The organism is Streptomyces europaeiscabiei (assembly GCF_036346855.1).
Lineage (GTDB): Bacteria > Actinomycetota > Actinomycetes > Streptomycetales > Streptomycetaceae > Streptomyces > Streptomyces europaeiscabiei.
On sequence record NZ_CP107841.1, the window covers coordinates 7121415 to 7140471 of the forward strand.

The 19057-nt window shown below is 68.9% G+C and carries 22 protein-coding genes and 1 tRNA gene; 20 read left to right on the plus strand and 3 right to left on the minus strand.

What is annotated here, in order from left to right:
- Nucleotides 1-28: 28 nt before the first annotated feature.
- A complete protein-coding gene (locus tag OG858_RS31300; RefSeq protein ID WP_328544220.1) occupies nt 29-1141 on the minus strand; it encodes a DUF1152 domain-containing protein in 1113 nt (370 codons plus the stop codon).
- Nucleotides 1142-1233: 92 nt separating this feature from the next.
- Here OG858_RS31300 and OG858_RS31305 point away from each other — a divergent pair, with 92 nt between their 5' ends.
- The 3 genes from OG858_RS31305 (at nt 1234) to OG858_RS31315 (ending at nt 3512) form a co-directional block, all read left to right on the plus strand.
- Nucleotides 1234-1974: a GntR family transcriptional regulator gene (locus OG858_RS31305; protein WP_319129749.1), complete on the plus strand. Its 741-nt coding sequence runs from the start codon at nt 1234-1236 to the stop codon at nt 1972-1974.
- A gap of 279 nt (nt 1975-2253) precedes the next feature.
- Complete coding sequence (locus OG858_RS31310; RefSeq protein WP_327724892.1) at nt 2254-2718, plus strand: ATP-binding protein; 465 nt, start codon at nt 2254-2256, stop codon at nt 2716-2718.
- A 65-nt stretch (nt 2719-2783) separates the two neighbouring features.
- A complete protein-coding gene (locus OG858_RS31315) occupies nt 2784-3512 on the plus strand; it encodes a GntR family transcriptional regulator (protein WP_327724893.1) in 729 nt (242 codons plus the stop codon).
- A gap of 39 nt (nt 3513-3551) precedes the next feature.
- On the opposite strand, the gene OG858_RS31320 is transcribed toward OG858_RS31315, so the two are convergent.
- Nucleotides 3552-3962 carry a hypothetical protein gene (locus OG858_RS31320; protein WP_327724894.1) on the minus strand — a complete coding sequence of 137 codons (411 nt, stop codon included), beginning with the start codon at nt 3960-3962 and terminating at the stop codon, nt 3552-3554.
- 168 nt (nt 3963-4130) lie between these two features.
- Here OG858_RS31320 and OG858_RS31325 point away from each other — a divergent pair, with 168 nt between their 5' ends.
- From OG858_RS31325 to OG858_RS31380, 12 genes are all read left to right on the plus strand, one after another.
- Nucleotides 4131-4481: an SCO3933 family regulatory protein gene (locus OG858_RS31325; protein WP_033530342.1), complete on the plus strand. Its 351-nt coding sequence runs from the start codon at nt 4131-4133 to the stop codon at nt 4479-4481.
- 5 nt (nt 4482-4486) lie between these two features.
- A complete protein-coding gene (locus tag OG858_RS31330; RefSeq protein WP_327724895.1) occupies nt 4487-5863 on the plus strand; it encodes an FtsK/SpoIIIE domain-containing protein in 1377 nt (458 codons plus the stop codon).
- Nucleotides 5864-5946: 83 nt separating this feature from the next.
- On the plus strand, nt 5947-6606 hold the full coding sequence (locus OG858_RS31335; RefSeq protein WP_033530340.1) for a DUF2637 domain-containing protein: 660 nt from the start codon (nt 5947-5949) through the stop codon (nt 6604-6606).
- A 19-nt stretch (nt 6607-6625) separates the two neighbouring features.
- Entirely contained in the window at nt 6626-6826 is a 201-nt protein-coding gene (locus OG858_RS31340) for a hypothetical protein (protein WP_327724896.1), read from the plus strand.
- Entirely contained in the window at nt 6826-7017 is a 192-nt protein-coding gene (locus tag OG858_RS31345; protein WP_327724897.1) for a mobile element transfer protein, read from the plus strand. Before OG858_RS31340 ends, OG858_RS31345 begins: the two co-directional genes overlap by 1 nt.
- 26 nt (nt 7018-7043) lie before the next feature.
- Nucleotides 7044-7238, plus strand: a complete 195-nt coding sequence (locus OG858_RS31350; protein ID WP_319120432.1) for a hypothetical protein — start codon at nt 7044-7046, stop codon at nt 7236-7238.
- A 35-nt stretch (nt 7239-7273) separates the two neighbouring features.
- Nucleotides 7274-7537 (plus strand): SpdD protein, encoded by a 264-nt coding sequence (locus OG858_RS31355; protein ID WP_327724898.1) that lies wholly within the window; start codon nt 7274-7276, stop codon nt 7535-7537.
- A 131-nt stretch (nt 7538-7668) separates the two neighbouring features.
- On the plus strand, nt 7669-8991 hold the full coding sequence (locus OG858_RS31360; protein WP_327724899.1) for a replication initiator: 1323 nt from the start codon (nt 7669-7671) through the stop codon (nt 8989-8991).
- On the plus strand, nt 8964-9158 hold the full coding sequence (locus OG858_RS31365; RefSeq protein ID WP_327724900.1) for a helix-turn-helix transcriptional regulator: 195 nt from the start codon (nt 8964-8966) through the stop codon (nt 9156-9158). The genes OG858_RS31360 and OG858_RS31365 overlap by 28 nt, the downstream gene beginning before the upstream one ends.
- Nucleotides 9155-10528: a tyrosine-type recombinase/integrase gene (locus OG858_RS31370; RefSeq protein WP_327724901.1), complete on the plus strand. Its 1374-nt coding sequence runs from the start codon at nt 9155-9157 to the stop codon at nt 10526-10528. Before OG858_RS31365 ends, OG858_RS31370 begins: the two co-directional genes overlap by 4 nt.
- A gap of 107 nt (nt 10529-10635) precedes the next feature.
- Entirely contained in the window at nt 10636-11490 is an 855-nt protein-coding gene (locus OG858_RS31375) for a nuclease-related domain-containing protein (protein ID WP_327724902.1), read from the plus strand.
- A 141-nt stretch (nt 11491-11631) separates the two neighbouring features.
- Complete coding sequence (locus tag OG858_RS31380; RefSeq protein WP_327724903.1) at nt 11632-12054, plus strand: hypothetical protein; 423 nt, start codon at nt 11632-11634, stop codon at nt 12052-12054.
- Nucleotides 12055-12274: 220 nt separating this feature from the next.
- Here the strand turns inward: OG858_RS31380 and OG858_RS31385 are convergent.
- A tRNA-Arg gene (locus tag OG858_RS31385) sits at nt 12275-12346 on the minus strand.
- Nucleotides 12347-12522: 176 nt separating this feature from the next.
- On the opposite strand from OG858_RS31385, the gene OG858_RS31390 reads away from it, so the two are divergent.
- The 5 genes from OG858_RS31390 (at nt 12523) to thrC (ending at nt 18868) form a co-directional block, all read left to right on the plus strand.
- Nucleotides 12523-13035 (plus strand): response regulator, encoded by a 513-nt coding sequence (locus OG858_RS31390; RefSeq protein WP_408059438.1) that lies wholly within the window; start codon nt 12523-12525, stop codon nt 13033-13035.
- 378 nt (nt 13036-13413) lie between these two features.
- Nucleotides 13414-14697: an ArgS-related anticodon-binding protein NrtL gene (gene nrtL / locus OG858_RS31395; RefSeq protein WP_319068852.1), complete on the plus strand. Its 1284-nt coding sequence runs from the start codon at nt 13414-13416 to the stop codon at nt 14695-14697.
- 179 nt (nt 14698-14876) lie between these two features.
- Entirely contained in the window at nt 14877-16268 is a 1392-nt protein-coding gene (lysA, locus tag OG858_RS31400) for a diaminopimelate decarboxylase (protein WP_319068853.1), read from the plus strand.
- A gap of 236 nt (nt 16269-16504) precedes the next feature.
- Nucleotides 16505-17803, plus strand: a complete 1299-nt coding sequence (locus OG858_RS31405; protein WP_319068917.1) for a homoserine dehydrogenase — start codon at nt 16505-16507, stop codon at nt 17801-17803.
- 6 nt (nt 17804-17809) lie between these two features.
- On the plus strand, nt 17810-18868 hold the full coding sequence (gene thrC / locus OG858_RS31410) for a threonine synthase (protein WP_046705591.1): 1059 nt from the start codon (nt 17810-17812) through the stop codon (nt 18866-18868).
- The last annotated feature ends 189 nt before the right edge of the window (nt 18869-19057 follow it).

Sequence of the window (19057 nt, forward strand, 5' to 3'; positions counted from 1 at the left end):
CCGTCAAGCATCATCTGGGACCAGAACGTCAAACATCACCTGGGACTAGACAAGTGGATGTGATGCGCCACAGGGGCGCGTCGTACTTCTCCGGAGTGCTGCTGATCAGAAGTTGACGCAGGTCCTCGCGTAGGGAGCCGTTGAGGTTCAGAGCCTCGGTGATGCGGCGGAACGTCGTGTGGGTGACTCCGCGGTTCCGGGCCTCGGCTTCGAACTGGTCGAGTTGGGACAGCACGGCCTCGGGGTCGAGCTTCACTGGTGGCTGTTCCTTGAGCCACGCGGCCTTGTTGCGCTCGTAGTCGATCTCCGAGTAGCCGCAGATTTCGCGGCTGTGTGCCTCTACCTCGTCCAGGGTGGCAGTCGCCGTGATGGCGCGAGCCAACTGGTTACGGCTCAGCGCTTCGTCCAGGTCGACCTCATGGACAGTCGGCCCTTCGTCAGTGAGAGGGACGGGAAGGCCGGCGTCTCGCATCTCGCACGTGCCGCGTACACCTCGGGCTGTCGCCGCGAGCATCCCGGTTGCCTCGGATGGGTGCCACTCCAGGACCGAGCTGATCGGCTCAACGTCCTTGGCCGTGAAGGTGTGGACGAGAGGGCCGAGGATTCCGCGTAGTTCATCGGGAGGCAGTTCGCCGTCCAGACCGGGGCCTGCCACTAGGAGGCGGATCGGTGCGTTCACCTGGCAGCACGCGGCGAGCGTGACGGCGTCGGCGAGCGGGCTCTTTAGCGTCGGCTCATCGCCTCGGGCGAGGATGTCTCCGCCAACGTCCAAGAGATCGATCGACTCCGGTGACAAGCGGTCCACTAGCTCTTCGAGCTGGCGGGTGATGCCTTCGACTCCGTGGTGTGGGTCGATCAGCGCGAAGGTGTGTGGGAGCTCTGCCGCGAGTCGGGGGAGGGTGGAGCCTGCTGGAGCGATCGGGCGGGCTTCGGCCGGCACTGTCCGGACTGCTGGGGTGAGGTGTTGGAGGCCGGTGAAGTTGTTCGGTCCTCGGGGGCCCGGTACCGGGTCGATCAGGAGGCGGTCCCACGCGTACGTGAGGATCACCGCCTGGTCCTCGTCGCCGTAGAGGGCGGCGTGAAGCATTGCGGCGGCGACTGCGTCGCCCCCTCCTCCTGCTGCGACGATCAACCGCTTCATGCGGTTCAGCCTACGGGGTCGGGGGTTGACCACTCATCCTATAGTGGCTACTGGCCATAGCCACTTGGCCATGGGAAAGGCGAGGAGGAGGCATGCCACAGATCGAGGAGGCTCAGCCGAAGTATCTCCAGATCGCGCACTACATCCGTGATCAGATTCTTCGGGGTGACCTGCGGCCGGGGGACGAGGTGCCCTCGGAGCGGCAGTTGGCGGCGAACTGGAAGGTGTCCCGCCCTACTGCTGCGCGGTCGCTGGAGGCGCTGAGCCATCAAGGGCTCGTCGAGAAGCGTCAGGGATCGGGCACGTATGTGCGCAGCCTGGAGGTGAACCGGCGGGCGCGCGAGTTGTACGGGCGGGCTCGGCAGACCGGGAAGATCTACACGCCTGGTGAGTACGCGGTGATCACCTCGGCCGGTTGGATGGAAGCCCCGGATCACGTTGTTGAGGCTTTGGGCCTGGTCAAGGACCGCAGGGCTGTGCATCGGCGGCGGGTGACGAACAATCAGGACGGGCCGATCACGCTGTCGACTTCGTGGTTCGCTCCGGACGTCGGCCACCGCGCCCCGAAGCTCCTGGAGCCGGATCGGATCCAGGAGGGGACGCTCATGTACGTCGAGAACATGACGGGGCGCCAGGGGAGCTATGCCGAAGACCGTATGTGCTCTCGCAGTGCGACGGCAGAGGAGGCGGCAGACCTCCAGCTGCAGCCCGGTTCTGCAGTCCTGATCGTTCATCACGTCGTCTTCGACCTTCAGGACCGGCCGTTGGAGTTCGCCGAAGCCACCTATCCGCCGCATCGCTGGGCGTTCGAGCAGGGCTACCCGCTCACCTGATGGCCTGGGAGTTGCGTCGAACCGCTTGCACAGTCCAAGTGGCTAATGCCACTATCCAGGAAGTGGCTAAGGCCACTTGGATTCGGAAGGGGGCACCGAGTGACGAGTCAGCGGCCGGACCAGGGCGCGCGTGCAACTTGCCGGGGATGTCGAGGGCGCGGTTGGAAGCGCGTCGGCTCCCGCACGGCACTGGCGCTCTCCACGGCCAACGACCGCCTCAGTGCCACGTCGAAACGACGCTGCCTCGACTGCGACGGCAGCGGCAAGGAGTGAGTGCGGATGGCCTACACGATCGACCGCTTTCCCTCTGCGGACTCACCGCGACTCGGTGCCATGACCTTGCACCCCGTCGCGGAGTCCGTACCTCGGGCCCGGCGCTGGTTCCGGAAGTTCATCGCCCCGTACAACCCGGCCTGCTCGATCGACGACTGTGTGTTGATGATCTCGGAGCTGGTGACCAACGCCATTCTCTACGGACGGGCAGACGAGACCTGGACGGTGCGCGTTGCTTGGTACCGCGTGGAGACGTCGCTCCGGATCGAGGTGCACAACCCCGGGTTCCCGGCGAGTGTGCGCATGCGGCAACCGGAGGCCAGCGATGCCCACGGGCGCGGGTTGCTCCTCGTCGACTCCATCGCCGAGTCGTGGCACTCCGGTCCCAGCCGCTTCGGCGGGACAGTCGTCTCCTTCGACGTTGCCGACGCGTGGCCGTCCGATGAGGGCGTCGGGCCGGTTCTGTCCTGACGGCGCAGTTGTCGCTAGTCTGGTTGACCAGTTGACTTGGCCAATCTCGACAGGCGGCGGCGTTCATGGCGTATGAAGTGGAGGCACCGAAGTACGTCCGCCTCGCTCAGACCATTCAGCAGCGCATCGAGGACGGCACATATCCGCCCGGGACCCGCGTGCCCAGTGAGAACCAACTCGTGCAAGCCTTCGGGATGTCCCGACCAACCGTCGTCCGGGCTCTGGAACTTCTCAAGCGTGACGGCTGGCTGGAGTCCCGGCAGGGATACGGCACGATCGTCCGCGGACGTCCGGCCGTCGTGGAGCACAAGGACCGCCGGGGGACCGAAACGCTCGCACGTGATGAGACGCAGACCCCTGGGCGGCTGGTCGAGGTCGGTCGGGTTCCTGTTCCGGCGCGCGTAGCCTCTGCCCTCGGCTTGTCGAAGCGTGCCAAGGTGCTCGTGCGCCGGTTTCTTGTCGTCGAGGACGGCGAACCCGTCGAGTTGGTCTCGTCGTACTTCCCCGCCGGCCTGGTCGAAGGCACCGAGCTGGAGAGTGCGAATCCGTTGAGCGGCGGCACCCGTGCTCACCTTGAGACGCGGAAGAAAATCCGCTTCGATCACGTGACAGAACGTGTCTCGGCTCGGCTTCCTGAACGGAGTGAGGCCGAGCTGCTGGAGTTGCCGGACGGCGTGCCCGTTCTCAGTGTCCTGATCGTCGCGTGCGACGCTTCCGGTCAAGCCCTGCAAGTCGCTGATGTGCTGCTGCCCGCTGATCGGCAGGAACTCGAAGACACTTACCGACTCACCTGAACCTGCTGGCCGCCTGCTGCTCGGCTGCGACGGCCTGTCTCAAGTGCGGCGGCTGGCGAGTCGGTAGACCACGTATGAGAAGCCGAGGATGACGTTGACGGCTGCCCACAGGCCGATGATGAGTCCCACGCCGATGGTGGTTCCGGCATCGCTCGCGTCCTCGCACAGCTTCAAGGCGTCACCCGTTCGGCCTTGGCACTCTTCGGGTGTGCCGCTGCCGCTCGCGGCGCCCGCGATCACCCAGATCAGAAACAAGATCTGGACGGCCAGGAAGAGCCACAGGAAGACGCGGTGTCGCTTCTTCGGCCGGGGTGTCGTCTCGCCCTGATCGGGGCTGTTTGGCGGGGGACCTTGTGGTGGCGCGGACCACGCGTTCGGTGATGGCGCGGACCCCTGCGAGTTGCGGGGACCCCATGACTGCGGCCCCTGAGCGCGGTGTTGTTCGTCCATGGCGCGCCCTCCTCTGTGCTGCCTGGGTTCAGGGTGCGCTTGCGTTGTCGATTGCGCTCGTTGGCCGCCATCAAGCCGCTTGACAAGTCAACTTGGCATCTCTAACTTCGAACTTGCTAAGTCAACTTGTCAGGTAGCGAGTTGATCGACTCAGAAGGAGAAATCTCTGTGCGTGTGATCCGCATTGACGCCTCGACCGCGACGATCCTGCTCACCGAAGCGCCGGCGCCGAAGGTGCGCGACCGGCAGACCGGGGAGATTGCCAAGGATGCCGTGAGCGGTGAGGCGCTGATGACGGTCGGCGTCGTCTTCATCGACGAAGGCGAGTCGTCCCTGATCCAGGTCACCATCCCCGAGAGCGGGGTGACCGATGGGCTGACGGTCGGTGCTCCCGTCTCGCTGCCGGGGCTCATCGCCCGGCCGTGGGAGAGCGTGTTCAACGGCCAGCAGAGGCACGGCATCGCCTACCGGGCCACCGCCGTGGCTCCGGGTGCCTTCCCGATGGCACAGGCGGGCTGATCACCGTGACCGACCTGGTGACGCTGGCCGAGTGGGGTGCGCCGCTCGCTGCGATAGGCGGCGGCGCGCTCTACGCCCGGCACGCCCACCCTGCGGCGTACTGGTCCACGGTCGGGTTGCCGGTCTCGGTGGCCCGGCTGCTGGCCTCGTACTCCTCGACCATGGACGCGTGCGGCCTGACGGTCCCGCCGTCCCGGTGGCGGGCGCTGGCCGTCAAGGCGACCACTCGGCGGGAGATCCGGCCGGTGCCGCCTCGGCGGGGCATGGTCCGGCCCACCTCGACCGGCCTGCGGCTCCGGCTGCGGCTCGCTCCGGGACAGGAACCTGCGGACGTGGCGGCCTCAGCCGAACGTCTGCGGCACGCCTGGGGCGTCCACGCCGTGTACGTGCGGGACGTCAAGCCCGGGGTCGTGGAACTGCGGCTCGTCGGCTTCGACGTCCTGCGCAAGGTGCGGATGCCTCGCCGGACCGGATCCGGGCCGCTTCGGGTGCCGGTGGCTCTGCGCGAGGACGCGACGGCCTTCGTGCGGGACTACCGGGCCGTTCCGCATCAACTCGTCCTCGGCGCCACGCTGTCGGGCAAGTCCATGTTCCTGCGCAACCTGCTCACCGGGCTGGCCGCTCAGCCGGTCGTCCTCGTCGGGATCGACTGCAAGCGCGGCGTCGAGCTGGCGCCGTTCGCGGCCCGGCTCTCCGCCCTGGCCACCGACCCAGTACAGGCGGCCGAGCTGCTGCCCGTACTGGTGAAGGAAATGGAGGACCGCTACGACCTGATCAAGGCCCGGCAGGGCATCGGCCCAAGGACCCCGGATGAGCTGATCACCTCGGACATCTGGGGCCTGCCTGAGAGTGAACGCCCGGCTCCCATCGTGCTGTTCATCGACGAGGTGGCGGAACTCTTCCTCGTCGCCACCAGGAAGGAGGAGGAACGGCGGGACGAGATGGTCACCCAGCTCATCCGCCTCGCTCAGCTGGGCCGCGCGGCCGGCATCTATCTGGAGGTCTGCGGACAGCGCTTCGGCGCCGAGCTGGGCAAGGGCGCCACCATGCTCCGGGCCCAGCTGACCGGCCGGGTCTGCCACCGTGTCAACGACGAAGCCTCCGCCAAGATGGCGCTCGGGGACATCGCCCCCGAGGCGGTGTACGCGGCCTGCGGCATCGCGCCCGAGCTGCCCGGCCTCGCCGTCGTCGGCGACACGTCCGGCGGCTGGTCCCGCATCCGTACGCCTCACCTCTCCCTCGCCGAAGCGGCGGCCATCTGCCGCGAGACTGCCCACCTCGCACCCGACGTGCCTGCGCTCGTGCCCTTCCGCCCCTACGTCCCGCCAGCGCCCGTGGAGGCGTCCGGGCCGGTAGCCACTCCTCGCCCCGTCGCCGAGTAGCCGCACCCGCTACCACGGTCGGCGCGACCGTCCCGCGCCACGTCCCTACCCCACCCATGCCTGAAACCGGAAGGAGTCGCGCCGTGCGTGCCCTGCCCGTCCGTGTGGACGCCGTACTCGTCCAGGCGCTCATCGCCGCCGCGCTGTCCTTCGCCCACCTGCACGACCTCGCCTCCGCCGCCGGACAGGACGGCTGGAAGGCGTGGGCCTACCCGGTCTCCGTCGACCTGCTGATGGTGGCGGCCTGGCGGCGGCTCCGCTCGGGGGAGGCGAAAGCCGCCGGGTGGTGCTGGTTCCTCGTCGCACTGGTCGCCTCCCTCGGCGCCAACGTCGCCACCGCCGGACTGCTCGACCTGGACCACGTGCCCGCCTGGCTGCGCATCCTCGTCGCCGGCTGGCCCGCGGTCGCCTTCCTCGGCGGAACGCTCCTCGCCCACGGCGCACCCAAGACACCCCGCGCCATGGCCGACACCGAACCGCCCTCGACGGTCACGGACTCGGCACCCCAACCGCCCGCCACCGAGGTGGATCCGCCCGTGGCGGTGGCCGAGCTGCCATCCGCCGAAGCCGGATCGGCTCCGCCCTCACCTGCTCCCGTACCGCCCGCTCTCGTCGCCCTCGCCCGCAAGGTCGCCGACGAACACCACGCCCGAACCGGCACCCCCATCGACACCTCGACCCTTCGCGCCCGGCTCGGCGTCCCGATGCCGCTGGCCGAAGCCATCGCCGCTCAACTCACTTGACCCCGGAGGACTTTCCACCTTGCGACCGTCCACGCTCCGCGCACTCAAGCGTGCCGCCGAGCTGACCCGACAGAACCGCCTCACCGAAGCCGTGCTCATCGCCGAACCGGTGATCCTCACCGCCGACAGCTACGAGGGCGACGAAATCTTGCGCTGGCTCGCCGACCACGTCACCGCCTTCACCGGCGAATCCCCCAACGACCAGAAGGAGAACCCCTGATGCCCGCCAACCGCCGCTTTCGCAACCTCGTCCGCATCGGTCCCGTCCAGGTCGGCACCTACTACGACGGCCGTGGCCATGAGAAGCACACCGCCGCCTGCACCGCCCCGCGCTGCGGCTTCTCGACCGACTACGACAGCCGGGCCGCCGCCGAGCTGGCCGCGCGCACTCACCGCTGCGCCGTCCGCTGACCCGAGACGACACCCGAGGAGATCCCGTGACCGTCTCGCTGCCGCTCGTCTTCGTCCTGGGCGTCATCGCCTGGGCTGCGATCAAGTTCCTCGGCGTCCGCTTGTGGGTCGCCGTCGTGATCGCGCTGTTCGGCTTCTGGCTCTCGCACACCGTCCTCGCCCCGGTCATCGAGTCCGGCACCCGCTCCGGGGTCGACGTCGTCAACGGCAACCGCGACTGAGCCAACGACCGCAAGCAACTGCAAAGGAGACCGCCGTGTTCCGTCCCAAGCTGCCCGACACTCCGCACGTCCCGAGCATCGCCAGGCACATCCCGCAGAACCACGCCCCGGTTCCGGCTCACTCCGCCGGCCGCCCGATCGCCCCGTTCGTGGGCGTCGGTGTCGGCGCGGTCGCCGCCGTGGTCGTCGTGGGTGTCGTCCTCACCGCGCTCCTGGCGGCGGTCGCGGTATCGGCCATCTCCGTGGCCATCGCCGCCGTCGTCCTGCGCTCCCTCGTCAACAACGCGCACAAGCACTGACCGGCCGCCGGGGCGGCAACAAGCCGCCAAGCATCCCGCCGCCCCGGGGCCGTCCCTCCCAACCGCCGAAACAGCCGAAAGGAACACCCATCATCACCCGGCAGACTCCGCCCCCGCTGGCGGAACTCTCCATGCTCGCCTCACTCGGCACCCTGCCCGAACTGGCCCGCCAACTCTCCGGCCTGGGCGGCTGCACCCACCCCGTACGCCTCGACGGCCACCGCACCGAGTACGCCGTCGACACGACGACCGGTGAGGTCGGGCGCGTCCTGCACCACCTCGACTCGACCGCCCTCCCCGCCGGAAACCTCCTCGTCCGCTGCAACAACCGCCGTGCCACCCGTTGCGCGGCCTGCGCGGAGGTCTACCGCCGCGACACCTTCCACCTGATCACCGCCGGACTGCGCGGCGGCAAGGGCACCCCCGAGCAGGTCGGCACGCACCCGAGGGTCTTCGCCACCTTCACCGCGCCGAGCTTCGGGCCGGTCCACAACCGCCCCTCCAGCGGACGGCCCTGCCGCTGCGGTGACCGCCACGACGACACAGCCCCGGTCCTCGGTACGCCCCTCGACCCGGACACGTACGACTACGAAGCGGCTGTGCTCTGGAATGCCCACGCCGGAGCCCTGTGGCGCCGGTTCTCCATCTACCTCCGCCGCGAGGTCGCCAAGCTGGCCGGCCTCACGCAACGCGCCTTCCGCGACCACGCCCGCATCTCCTTCGCCAAGGTCGCCGAGTACCAGAAGCGCGGAGCCGTCCACTTCCACGCGGTCATCCGCCTCGACGGCCCCGAGGGCGGCGACACCTCGCCCCCGGCCTGGGCCACGGCCGAGCTGCTGAGCGACGCCATCCACGCCGCTGCCACCGCCGCTCGCGTCGGCGGTCCGACTGTCGACGGACGGGCCCACACCTTCACCTTCGGCCGTCAGCTTGACGTCCGTCCGATCCGCTCGGCCGACTTCGACGGCGGCCAGGAGCTGACCGAGCGGGCCGTAGCGGCGTACATCGCCAAGTACGCCACCAAAGGCGCCGAGACGACGACCGGCACCCTTGACCGTCCGATCCGCTTCCTCGCCGAGCTGGCCGGGGCCCGGATCACCGACCACGCCCGCCGCATGATCCGCACCGCCTGGACCCTCGGCGCACGCCCCGAACTGGCAGACCTCCGCCTACGCGCCTGGGCGCACATGCTCGGCTTCCGCGGCCACTTCTCCACCAAGTCCCGCCGCTACTCCACCACCCTCGGCGCCCTACGCGACGCCCGCGCCGAATGGCGCCGAGCACAAGCCGCCCCGCCCACACCCCAAGACGGCGAAACCACGCTCGTCCTCGCCCACTGGGTCTTCGCCGGTACGGGCCTGAGCGCGGGCGAGACCTGGCTCGCCGCGTCCCTCGAACCCGCCCCCGGAACGGAAGGAGAGCCGACATGGACTACCGCCGCGACGAACTCATGACTGTTCCGCAGGTCCTCGACGAACTTGGCGGAGTGTCCCGGCGGACGTTCTATCGCTGGCGCGAACTGGGATTGGGGCCCGCTGCTTTCAAGCTCCCCAACGGTGAGCTGAGAGTGTGGCGGAGTGATTTCAGGACGTGGCTGCGGCAGTTGGAGGCGGCGGCGTGAAGTCTCTCGACGTGAAAGTCTGGGGTGTTCGGAAGCGCGACACCAAGACGCCCTCGTACGGTGTCCGCTGGTCCGTGGCGGGCAATGTCTTCTCTGACAGCTTCCGGACCAAAGCACTCGCTGATCACTACCGTGCGAGGTTGATGCGGGCCATGCGGGACGGCGAGGAGTTCGACACGGAATCCGGGCTCCCGGCGTCCATGGAGCAGCAGAAAGCCACCGTGTCCTGGTACGACTTCGCTCTCAGGTATCTGGCGATGAAGTGGCCGCACGCCGCTCCGAACACGCGCGATGGCATCAATGAGTCACTGACGAGTGTGACCGTGGAGCTCCTCGACGAGCATGCGGGGCGTCCGTCTGATGAGGCGCTCCGCAGAGCGCTGCGGAACTGGGCATTCGTACTGCCGGGGCCCTCTGATCGGGAGCTCCCGGACGACGTGCGGAACGTTCTCCACTGGGTGTCCAGGGCATCTCGACCGCTCGCTGATCTTGCTGAGCCCGCCACGGCCCGCGCGGTCCTGGACTCGCTGAAGCTGAAGCTCGATGGCACGGCGGCCGCGGCGGAAACCGTCCGGCGTAAGCGTCGGACACTGGTCAACGCAGCCAACTATGCGGTCGACCTGGGGGAGCTGCGCGAGAACCCCGTGACTGCTGTCCGCTGGCAGAAACCGAAGGTATCCAACCAGGTGGACCCGCGCATCGTCGCCAACCCTGAGCAGGCTCGCAACCTCCTGGCGGCCGTCTCCTATGTGGGCGGATACCGGCGTGCCCGCGGCCGTCGCCTCATGGGTCTGTTCGCCGCCATGTACTTCGGCGGCCTTCGGCCGGCGGAAGCCGTCGGCCTCGTTGAGACGGACCTGACCCTCCCCGAACGGGGCTGGGGCTCGGCTCTCCTCCATCGGACCCGCCCCTCGGTCGGCAAGCAGTGGACCGACTCGGGGGAGACCCACGACGACCGCGGGCTGAAGAACCGGCCGACCGATGACGTGAGGAGGGTGCCGATCCCGCCTCACCTCGTCGCCGTGCTCCGCGAACACCTGGTCACCTTCGGCACGGCGGACGATGGACGGCTCTTCTACAGCGAGAAAGGCTCGGTCGTCCCGTCCTCGACCTACTACCGGGTGTGGCAGGAGGCGCGGCTCTTCGCGCTTCCGCCGGCCGTCGCGTCCTCGCCGCTCGCGAGTCGGCCGTACGACCTCCGTCACTCGGCGCTGTCGACGTGGCTCAACGCGGGGGTTGACCCGACCGAGGTGGCCGAACGCGCCGGCAACAGCGTGGAGGTCCTGCTGACCCGCTACGCGAAGTGCCTCGACGGACGGCAGGACGTTGCCAACCGGCGTATTGAGGACCTCCTTCGCGAATACGAGTGAGGCACCCTGCATCCCACTTGAGGCTCCGGGCATCTTGTCCGGGGCCTCTCTCGTCTTTACGCCTCACCTGCTGCGATGCTTCGGCCGAGAGCGGACGAGGGGGGCTCGTGGAGCTGAAAATCACGCGCTGGAAGCGGTACGGACATGATCGCCTGTATGCGAATGCGCCGGACGGAACCGCGGTCGGCTGGGCGGACTTGAGTACGGGGGACATCACCGTCTTAGTCGACGAGTATCGCGACGACGTGATCGCCGTGCTGGCACACCACTTACGGGACTACCCCAAGCCGGTCTTGCCGCAGGAGGGACCTGAAGCCGAAGCCCGCCCGATGCTGCCGCCTCTGACGCCGGCAGACGACCTGTCCACCAACCGTCCCGGAGAATCCCTCCGTGACCTGCTCGCCACATCCGGCCCAGGACTGATCGAGCGAGTCGTCTCACGGCTTCTGCGGCGTCGCTCGGAGTGGCACTCGTGGCGTCAGGGCCTGGCAGGGGAGAGGCGAGTAGGGGCCGAGCTGGACCGCTTGGCGCGTCGCGGATGGCGGGTCCTGCATTCCATCCCCCTGGCCAACAACGTGGACGTCGATCACTTGTTGATCGGGCCTGGAGGCGTCTTCAGCATCAATACGAAGCACCACCACAACAAGGCCGTATGGGTCGGCGACGATGCCGTGAAGGTCAATCACGGAAAACCGGCGCCCTACGCACGCAAGAGTCGGGCGGAGGCCAAGCGGGTAATCCGAGTGCTTGAGCACTATTGCGGCTTCCCTGTACCGGTGGAGCCAGTGCTTGTCTTCGTCGGCGTGACCGATCTGAAAGTGGTCGCCACACAGCTCAGCGTGCGCGTGTACCAGGAGCGTCAGGTAGCGGCACTGGCGCCGCTTTCGGGGGTGCTGACGGCTGAGCAGGTTGAGCGGGTGTACGGCGTCGCTCGTCATCGTCAGGCTTGGAGTCGGGCCTGAGCCGGTTCTCTCAGGAGGTCCCGGCCTTCCTCGCGGGAGCTGTGGGGAACCCCAGGGGTTGACCGTCGCCTGGGTGGCCTGTCAGTGCCGTCTCTTACTCTCCGTTCCTGAGTAAACAGTTCGAATGGAGAGGGGACGCGGATGGGCGGCGACACATGGACCCACACGGGCGCGTATCAGCGCGATCTGGCGGCCGCGTTTCGACAGGCTCAGGAAGACGAGCTGGCGCTGGACAACTACGGCTTCGAGGGCCAGTCCGTCGAGGAACTGTGGCGCGACCCGGAGTGGCAGGAGTACATCTTCACCGGAGGCACGTGCACCGTGCTGGACTTTCCTCTCATGATCGAGGCCGCGGACACCGACGACGGTCCGTTCATGCGGCCACTGACCGATGGTGAGGTGCGTGCGTGGGCTCCTCACGGCCGGCCCACCTACGAGGAGTGGGACGCCGCTCTCGATTCCGGGCAGTTGGACTTCCCGGGTCGCGCCCAGGGGAACTGCACAGTGCTCTACCGCGACGGCAGGCCCGCACAAATCGGTTACTGGGGGGTCACTGCCGACTAGGAGGGGACTGCTACCGACTCGCGATCTGGCCCTTGCACCCTGCCCTGCGGCCACATCGATTTGTGGGGCTCACCTGGCGTTTTGCTTCAAGATCCCGTCCACGCCTCGTCCACGGACACCGACATACGCCCGCTCCGAGCGGCACACGGCTGCACATACGCGAAGACCCCGTTCTCAGCGAAAGCGCTGATGGCGGGGTCTTTGGGCACCTCATACAAGGTGCCCCCGGCAGGATTCGAACCTGCGCACACGGCTCCGGAGGCCGTTGCTCTATCCCCTGAGCTACGGGGGCGTGTCGGGCGCCTTGTTCGGCGGCGACGGGTAGAACCCTACCAGCTCTCCGAGGGAGATCATGAACGGGTTTTTGCGGGTGTGGAGGGTGAGGTTGAGCTGGGGGGAGACCGCCCGCAGGGGGTGGAAGTGGGGAAAACCCGGACGCGGCGGTGGGCGCGGACCTACTCTCGAGTTGTGCCAGGCGCGTCCGGCCGGGTGCTTGTTGTGGACGACAACAAGGTCATCCGGCAGCTGATCAGGGTCAATCTCGAGCTGGAGGGCTTCGAGGTGGTGACCGCGGCTGATGGTGCCGAGTGCCTGGACGTCGTTCATCAGGTGCGGCCCGACCTCATCACCCTCGACGTGGTCATGCCCCGCCTCGACGGCCTCCGTACCGCCGCCCGGCTCCGTGGCGACCCCCGGACGCGACGCCTTCCGCTCGCCATCATCAGCGCCTGTTCGCAGTACGAGGTTGAGGCCGGGCTCGACGTCGGGGTCGACGCGTTCCTCGCCAAGCCCTTCGAGCCGTCCGAACTCGTTGCCCTCGTAAGGAAGTTGATGGAGCGAGGGAATGTCGGGGGCGGCGAAGCCGTGCCGTACGGGATCGAAGCCGACGGGCCCACTCCCGCAGGCGCCCCGGTCGGCGGGACCGGCGGCGGGAGCGACCACACCGAGCGCGCGGAACGCGCCGGCCGAACCGGAAACTGACCTCGCGGACCTCGCGGACCTCGAGCCCCGCCCCCCGACGCCGCTTCGCCATCCGTCCGACCGTCGCCACGCCGCGCGGGCGAATCCCCGGCCGACCCAGCCCTCCACCACCATCCACCTCCGTCCACCTCCGTCCACCTCTCGACCCTCACCGCGGCGTCTGTCGCACCTCGTCCCAGCGGCCTTCGGGCCTTCCCGCGGCCTTCGGGCCTTCACACCGGCGATCTCTCGCCTCCCCCCATGACCCTCCGGCCCTTCCCCCTTCGCGACCTCTCGACCCTCACCGCGGCATCCCGTCGCCCCCGCCCCGTCCACATACCGGACCCTGGGCTAAACCGGCTCGCCTACCCACCCCCCTCCTCCCCTACGCTTGTCCCCGTGACCCCCGTCGAGCTCTCCCGCACCGTGCTGCGCGCAGTGCGTCTTGCCGTGGCGGAGGGGGAGCTGAGCGTGGCGGTGCCTGCACGGGCCGTGGTGACTCCGCCGGGGCCCGGAGGGAGCGGGGACTACGCGACGAACATCGCGTTGCAGCTGGCCCGGCCCGCCGGACGGCCGCCACTGCAGGTCGCCGAGATACTGCGGTCCCATCTCAGCCGCACCGAGGGCGTCGCCGCCGTCGAGATCACTGGCCCCGGCTTCCTCAACATCCGTCTCGACCGGGCCGCCGTCACGGCGCTGGTACGCCGGATCCAAGGGGCTGAGGGCACCCGGGACGGTCGAGGCCCCGCCCCCCTCCCGTACGGTCACAGCGACACCCTCACCGGGCAGGTCGTCCGGCTTCGGATCCCGTACGACATCCGGGCGGAAGTCGTCGCCGACGCGCTCGGACGGATCGTCGCCAGCCAGGGCGGTCGCGTAGAGGTCGATCACATGCGGCCCCAGGCCGCCGACAAGGTCAACGACCTCGACCGCCTCGACCACCTCGACAGCCCAGTCCCCCCAGTCCCCCCCGGCCCGCCCCGTGAGCCCGGCGACCCCGGTCGGCCCGACAAGGTCACGGAACCCCATCGCCCCAGCGCCCCGGACACTCGGCCCACTGCCCCGGACACGGCCACCGCCCCCGGCGCACCCATTGACCTTCGCCCCGTCCCCGCACCGGAAGACCCCACGCCCCTCGGCCCCGACGCGCTCCGCTGGGCGCTCCTGCACCCGGCCGCCCACGACCGCCCCCGGATCACCGCGGACCTCCTCGTGCAGCGGGCCGGAAACCCCCTCTTCCGGGTCCGCTACGCCCACGCCCGAGCCCGTGCGCTCACCCGCAACGCCGCGGCCCTCGGCTTCACCGGCACCCCGGGCGCCTTGGACACCCCTTCCACCTCGGGCGACCCGAACCCCGCGGACACCCCGAGCGCCCCGAATCGGCCCCCCGTGCGCCCCATTCCCCTCACCACCCCCGACGTCACCACCCCCCTCATCACCGCCCTCACCGCATACCCCTCCACCCTCGACCGAGCGGCCACGCACCGAGCCCCCGATCGTCTCGCCCGGCACCTGGTCGTCATCGCCGACGCCCTGCTCGCCTTCCAGCACACGGTGCTGCCGCGCGGCGACGAGAAACCCTCGGCCGCCCACCGGGCCCGGCTGGCGCTTGCCGAAGCCGCCGGGACGGTGCTGGCCGGCGGCCTGTCCCTGCTCGGCATCGACGCACCCGAATACCTCTGAGCGGCCGCGGAGTTCAAGGATCAGACAGCCGACAGCCGAAGCCGACAGCCGAAGCCGAAGCCGACAGCCAAAGCCGACAGCCAAAGCCGACAGCCGACAGCCGACAGCCGACAGCCGAAGCCTCAAGCCCGAAGCTCCCAAGCGCAGAGCCCAGAGAGTCCACAGAAAGTCGTACAGACATGAGCCGTTCCGCACACCCCGCCGGTCCCCGTCACGCCGACGTGCTTCCCGAGGGGCACTACGCCGCCCCGCCCGCCGACCTGAACACACTGGACCCGAAGGTGTGGGCGCAGACCGTCACCCGCACGGACGACGGAGTCGTCAGCGTCGGGGGGATCGATGTGAAGACGCTCGCGGAGGAGTTCGGCACGCCGGCGTACTTCGTCGACGAGACCGACTTCCGGGCGCGGGCGCGCGCCTGGTGCACGGCGTTCGGGCAGGACGCCGACGTGTTCTACGCGGGGAAGGCGTTCCTGTCCCGGGCCATCGTGCGCTGGCTGCACGAGGAAGGGCTCAACCTCGACGTCTGCTCCGGCGGTGAGCTCGCGACCGCCCTGTCCGCCGGTATGCCCGCCGACCGCATCGCCTTCCACGGCAACAACAAGTCCACCGACGAGATCCACCGTGCCGTCGAGGCCGGCGTCGGCCGTATCGTTCTCGACTCCTTCCAGGAGATCGTGCGGGTCGCCCACATCGCGCAGTCGCTCGGCAGGCGGCAGAAGGTGCAGATCCGCGTCACCGTCGGCGTCGAGGCCCACACGCACGAGTTCATCGCCACCGCACACGAAGACCAGAAGTTCGGGATTCCGCTGGCCGGCGGGAAGGCGGCTGAGGCCGTGCGGCGGGCGCTCAAGCTCGACGGCCTCGAACTCATCGGGATCCACTCGCACATCGGGTCACAGATCTTCGACACGTCCGGGTTCGAGGTCGCGGCCCACCGTGTCGTCGGGCTGCTCAAGGAGATCCGCGACGAACACGGTGTCGAGCTGCCCGAGATCGATCTCGGTGGAGGGCTCGGCATCGCCTACACCAGCGACGACGACCCCCGCGAGCCCCACGAGATCGCCAAGGCGCTCACCGAGATCGTCAACCGGGAGTGCGAGGCCGCCAAGCTGCGCACCCCTCGTATCTCCGTCGAGCCGGGCCGCGCCATCGTCGGGCCGACCGCCTTCACGCTGTACGAGGTCGGCACCACCAAGCCGCTGGACGGGCTGCGGACGTACGTCTCCGTCGACGGGGGCATGTCCGACAACATTCGGACCGCGTTGTACGACGCCGAGTACAGCGTCGCGCTGGTGTCCCGGACCTCCGACGCCGAGCCGATGCTCGCGCGTGTGGTCGGCAAGCACTGCGAGAGCGGTGACATCGTGGTGAAGGACGCGTTCCTGCCGGCGGACCTGGCACCGGGTGACCTGATCGCCGTACCGGCCACCGGCGCGTACTGCCGTTCGATGGCGAGCAATTACAACCACGTACTGCGCCCGCCCGTCGTCGCCGTCAATGATGGAGAGGCCCGTGTCATCGTCCGCCGGGAGACGGAGGAGGATCTTCTCCGGCTCGACGTCGGATGATCTGACCGGTGGTTCGTTGATCCGACCGGTGTTCGGTGGGTGACTCGCCCCGACGGGTGATCGCCGCACAAAAGAAGTCCCGGAGAAACCCGGGCCGAAAGATCTCCGTCTTCCGGCCCGGTGAAAATGAAATAGATGTCTCACGATCCGGACGAGGGATAGAAACTCCCGTCCGGTGAGTGAGACTGGTTCCACCGTATTCGGTATGTCGGTATGTGAGGAAACGAGGTCGGATGATGCGTACGCGTCCGCTGAAGGTGGCGCTGCTGGGCTGTGGGGTTGTCGGCTCAGAGGTGGCGCGCATCATGACGACGCACGCCGACGACCTCGCCGCACGCATCGGCGCCCCGGTCGAGCTCGCGGGTGTGGCGGTCCGGCGACCCTCCCGGGTGCGTGAGGGCATCGACCCGGCGCTCGTCACCACCGACGCGACCGCCCTGGTCAAACGGGGGGACATCGACGTCGTCGTCGAGGTCATCGGCGGTATCGAGCCCGCCCGCTCCCTCATCACCACCGCGTTCGAGCACGGCGCCTCCGTCGTCTCCGCCAACAAGGCCCTTCTCGCCCAGGACGGCGCAGCGCTGCACGCCGTCGCCGGGGACCACGACGCGGACCTCTACTACGAGGCCGCCGTCGCCGGTGCCATCCCGCTGATCCGGCCGCTGCGCGAGTCCCTCGCCGGCGACAAGATCAACCGGGTGATGGGCATCGTCAACGGCACCACCAATTTCATCCTCGACAAGATGGATTCCACGGGCGCCGGATACCAGGAGGCCCTCGACGAGGCCACTGCCCTGGGATACGCCGAGGCCGACCCGACCGCCGACATCGAGGGCTTCGACGCCGCCGCCAAGGCCGCGATCCTCGCCGGTATCGCCTTCCACTCGCGCGTACGGCTCGACGACGTGTACCGCGAGGGCATGACCGAGGTGACGGCGGCCGACTTCGCCTCCGCCAAGAACATGGGCTGCACCATCAAGCTGCTCGCCATCTGCGAGCGGGCAGCGGACGGCGGCTCCGTCACCGCGCGCGTGCACCCCGCGATGATCCCGCTGACCCACCCGCTCGCCTCCGTACGCGGCGCCTACAACGCCGTGTTCGTGGAGTCGGACGCCGCCGGGCAGTTGATGTTCTACGGGCCGGGCGCGGGCGGTGCCCCCACCGCCTCCGCCGTGCTCGGCGACCTCGTGGCCGTGTGCCGCAACCGGCTCGCGGGCTCCACCGGGCCCGGCGAGTCCGCGTACGCCGCCCTGCCGGTCTCGCCGATGGGCGAGGTCGTCACCCGGTACCACATCAGCCTTGACGTCGCCGACAAACCGGGTGTTCTCGCCCAGGTGGCGACCGTGTTCGCGGAGCACGGCGTATCGATCGATACGGTGCGGCAGCAAGGTCGGCAAGACGGCGGCGGCGAGGCCTCTCTCGTCGTCGTCACCCATCGGGCCTCCGACGCCTCCCTCAGCGGGACCGTCGAAGCGCTGCGCAACCTCGACACCGTGCGGGGTGTCGCCAGCATCATGCGGGTTGAAGGAGAGTAACCAGCAATGACCCACCAGTGGCGCGGAATCATCGAGGAGTACCGGGACCGGCTGCCCGTCTCCGACAGCACGCCGGTCGTGACGCTCCGCGAGGGCGGCACGCCCCTCGTGCCCGCGCAGGTGCTCTCGGAGCGCACGGGCTGCGAGGTCCACCTCAAGGTGGAGGGTGCCAACCCGACCGGGTCCTTCAAGGACCGCGGCATGACCATGGCCATCACACGGGCGAAGGAAGAGGGTGCGAAGGCAGTCATCTGTGCCTCCACGGGCAACACCTCTGCCTCCGCGGCCGCCTACGCCGTACGTGCGGGCATGGTCTCGGCCGTGCTCGTCCCGCGCGGGAAGATCGCGCTGGGCAAGATGGGCCAGGCCCTGGTGCACGGCGCGAAGATCCTCCAGGTCGACGGCAACTTCGACGACTGCCTCACCCTCGCGAGGGAACTCAGCGACAACTACCCTGTGGCGCTGGTCAATTCGGTGAACCCGGTGCGGATCGAGGGCCAGAAGACCGCCGCGTTCGAGATCGTGGACATGCTCGGCGATGCGCCCGACATCCACGTCCTGCCGGTGGGCAACGCGGGCAACATCACGGCGTACTGGAAGGGCTACAAGGAGTACGCCGCCGACGGCATCGCCGCGAAGACCCCCCGTATGTGGGGCTTCCAGGCCTCCGGCTCCGCCCCGATCGTGCGCGGCGAGATCGTCAAGGACCCGTCGACGATCGCCACCGCGATCCGTATCGGCAACCCCGCGTCCTGGAGTTACGCCCTGGCCGCGAAGGACGAGTCGGGCGGCTTCATCGACGAGGTGACGGACCGTGAGATCCTGCGCGCCTACCGGCTGTTGGCCGCTCAGGAGGGCGTTTTCGTGGAGCCCGCCTCCGCCGCCTCCGTGGCCGGTCTGCTGAAGGCCGCCGAGCAGGGCAAGGTCGACCCGGGCCAGACCATCGTCTGCACGGTCACCGGCAACGGCCTCAAGGACCCCGACTGGGCCGTCGCGGGCGCCCCGCAGCCGGTCACCGTCCCGGTGGACGCGGCGACGGCGGCCGAGCGCCTCGGCCTCGCGTAGCCTTCGCTCGTCCCGGGCGTATCCTCTCGCCCAGCCGCTCGAAAAGGCCTGGGAGTCGCGCGTAGACGGCGATTCCCGGGGGATAACCCTGACAGGACCCGACAGCGGGTGCACAGGGGGCTTACGACACGCATCGTGCGCCTCCTGTGCGCCCTATGTCGCCACAGAACCTTCCTTCGATAGGCTGTA